At 73.1% G+C, this 3162-nt stretch carries 3 protein-coding genes; all 3 read left to right on the forward strand.

Annotation, left to right across the window (positions count from 1 at the left end):
• The first annotated feature begins 125 nt into the window (after window positions 1–125).
• On the forward strand, window positions 126–779 hold the full coding sequence (locus J0670_RS34055; RefSeq protein ID WP_243437916.1) for a rhomboid-like protein: 654 nt from the start codon (window positions 126–128) through the stop codon (window positions 777–779).
• Window positions 780–994: 215 nt separating this feature from the next.
• A complete protein-coding gene (gene argG / locus J0670_RS34060) occupies window positions 995–2407 on the forward strand; it encodes an argininosuccinate synthase (protein ID WP_207816201.1) in 1413 nt (470 codons plus the stop codon).
• Window positions 2408–2574: 167 nt separating this feature from the next.
• Window positions 2575–3162, forward strand: a 588-nt coding sequence (locus J0670_RS34065; RefSeq protein WP_207816202.1) for a GAP family protein, incomplete at its 3' end; no start/stop codon positions are given.

The following is a 3162-nucleotide window of genomic DNA, read 5'->3' on the forward strand; positions in this document are numbered from 1 at the left end:
ATTCACCGGCGCGTTCGACGGCACGACCGCACGACCACACGCCGCTCGTACGGGAACCGGCTGACGTAGGCTGGCGCTCCGCCCTCCCTCGGAGTGGTCGGTACCGGGGAAGGGCGCCAGGCACGATGAGGGACCTCCTCGGGACGACGAGACCGGCCGACCCCGCCACCACCCGGCCGCCGGCGCTCAGAGCGGCCCTCCGCCTGCGCCTCACCACCGTCTACGTCCTCCTGCTGACCGTCACCGCCTCCTGGCTCGCCAGCCAGAGCCACGCCGAGCGGGCCCGGTTCGTCCGGCACAACAGCAGCAACGTTCACCACATGGAAGTGGGCAAGTGGTGGACCGCATTCACCAGCGGCCTGGTGGTCGACGGCGTCCCGGCCTGGGCGGGGATCCTCGCCGTCGCGCTCGTGCTGGGCCTGGCCGAGTGGCGCTGGGGCCCGGCCCGCGCGGGCGCGGTGTTCGTCTTCGGGCACCTGGGCGCCACCCTGCTCACCGAGGGCGCGATGTGGGTGATGCTGACCGCCCGGATCCCGGGCGCGCTCTCCCGGGCCCGGGACGTCGGGATCAGCTACGGGCTGGTCGCGACCGCCGGCTGCCTGCTCGCGCTGGGCCCGCCCGCGCTGCGCCGCTACGGCCTGCCCGCCCTCGCCGTGGTGCTGGCCGCGGCCTGGGCCATGAACCAGGAGCTGGCCGACGCCGGACACCTGGTCGCCCTCACCCTCGGCGTCCTCGCCTCCCGGACGGCCTGGCTGCGCGCCCGGGGCCGCAGCGCCTGAAGTCCCCGCCAACCGGATTACCCACCATAGGAGTTCGTCCGCCTCCCACCGGCGGGAGGCGGCGTCGCGAGCAGCCACCCCCGCTCGACGCCGCCGTATGCTCTTGCGGTACTCTGCAAATATATGCCAGAGTGCGGGCATCGGATCGAATACGCCGAATCCCCTCATACGTCGCTTAATCAGGAGCCCGCGCCGCGCGGGTCAAGGGTGCATCCATGTCGAAGGTCTTGAGCAAGCTGCCGGTCGGTGAACGGATCGGCATCGCATTCTCCGGTGGGTTGGACACCTCCGTCGCGGTCGCGTGGATGCGCGAGCACGGTGCCGTCCCGTACGCCTACACGGCCGACATCGGCCAGTACGACGAGCCGAACCTCGCCGACGTCCCGGCCCGTGGCCGCGCGTACGGCGCCGAGCAGGCCCGCCTGGTCGACTGCCGGGCCCCGCTGGTCGAGGAGGGCCTGGCCGCCCTCGCCTGCGGCGCCTTCCACATCCGCTCCGCCGGGCAGACCTACTTCAACACCACCCCGCTCGGCCGTGCCGTGACCGGCACCCTGCTGGTGCGCGCCATGCAGGAGGACGAGGTCTCCATCTGGGGCGACGGCTCCACCTACAAGGGCAACGACATCGAGCGGTTCTACCGCTACGGCCTGCTCGCCAACCCCAGCCTGCGGATCTACAAGCCGTGGCTGGACCAGGCCTTCGTCACCGAGCTCGGCGGCCGCAAGGAGATGTCCGAGTGGCTCGCCGAGCGCGACCTGCCCTACCGGGACTCCGCCGAGAAGGCCTACTCCACCGACGCCAACATCTGGGGCGCCACCCACGAGGCCAAGCGCCTGGAGTACCTGGACGCCTCGATGGAGATCGTCGACCCGATCATGGGCGTGGCGTTCTGGGACCCGTCCGTCGAGATCGAGACCGAGGACGTCACCGTCGACTTCGAGTTCGGCCGCCCGGTCCGGATCAACGGCCGTGAGTTCGCCACCGCCGTCGAGCTGGTGCACGAGGCCAACCGGATCGGCGGGCGGCACGGGCTCGGCATGTCCGACCAGATCGAGAACCGCATCATCGAGGCCAAGAGCCGCGGCATCTACGAGGCCCCCGGCATGGCGCTGCTGCACACCGCCTACGAGCGCCTCCTGAACGCGATCCACAACGAGGACACCCTCGCCACCTACCACACCCAGGGCCGGCGCCTCGGCCGGCTGCTGTACGAGGGCCGCTGGTTCGACCCGCAGGCGCTGATGCTGCGCGACAGCCTGCAGAAGTGGGTCGGCCAGGCCGTCACCGGCAGCGTCACGCTGCGGCTGCGGCGCGGCCAGGACTACTCGGTGATCGACACCCAGGGCCCGAACTTCAGCTACCACCCCGAGAAGCTGTCGATGGAGCGCAGCGTCGACGCCGCGTTCGTCCCGGACGACCGCATCGGCCAGCTGACCATGCGCAACCTGGACATCGCCGACTCGCGCAGCAAGCTGGAGCAGTACGCGGGCCACGGCCAGCTGTCGCAGTGGAGCGGCCTGATCGGCGAGCTCACCCCCGGCGGCGCCGCGCCGATCGCCGCGGGCACCGGTGACTCGGAGGAGCCGTCCGCGCTCGACCACGCGGCGATGGAGTCGGGCACCGACTGACGCGCCGCGTCTCCCGCCGGGGGCCGCCGCACCACACCGGTGCGGCGGCCCCCGGCCGTACGGCCCGCACGACCGCTTCACCCGAACGGCGGCACCGGCCGTGCGGAACGGGCCCGCCGGTAGCTGAATGGCGGACGGCGCCCGGCGACGGGAAGGCGGGTCCGGAGATGGGTGAGGCGATCGGTCCGATGCTGGCCTCGGCGGTGGCGGTCGCGTTCAGCCCGCTGCCGCTGATCGCCCTGCTGCTGATCCTCGCCTCGCCGCGCGGCCGGACCAACGGGCTCGCCTTCACGGCGGGATGGCTGCTCGGCCTGGCCGCCGTGGTGGCAGCGGTCGTGACGGCGGGCTGCGCGCTGAACCCGGACACCGCACCACCCACCTGGGCCTCCTGGCTGAAGCTCGCCCTCGGCACCCTGCTCCTGGTGCTGGCCGCGAAGCAGTGGCGCGAGCGCCCGCGCCCGGGGCACGTCACGGCTCCGCCGACCTGGCTGCTGGCCATCGACCGCCTCAGCGCCGCCCGCTCCGCCGGCCTCGCCGCGCTCCTGGTCGCGGCCCATCCCAAGACCCTGCTCCCGGCCGTCGGCGGCGCCGCCTCGATCGCCGCCGCTCCGGCGGGCGACGGCGCCAAGGCGGTGGCCGCCGCGCTGCTGGTGGTGCTCGGCTCGCTGGGCACGCTGCTGCCGCTCGCGGTCCACCGGTTCGGCGGCGACCGCTCGATCCGCACCCTCGGCGAGTGGCGGGCCTGGACGGCCGCG

Source organism: Streptomyces sp. FH025 (genome assembly GCF_017427025.1).
Taxonomy (GTDB): Bacteria; Actinomycetota; Actinomycetes; order Streptomycetales; family Streptomycetaceae; genus Kitasatospora.

Excerpts from the sequence above, each read along its gene's own strand:
- J0670_RS34055 (WP_243437916.1), top strand. The coding sequence starts at position 126 with ATGAGGGACCTCCTCGGGACGACGAGACCGGCCGACCCCGCCACCACC.
- argG (WP_207816201.1), top strand. The coding sequence starts at position 995 with ATGTCGAAGGTCTTGAGCAAGCTGCCGGTCGGTGAACGGATCGGCATC.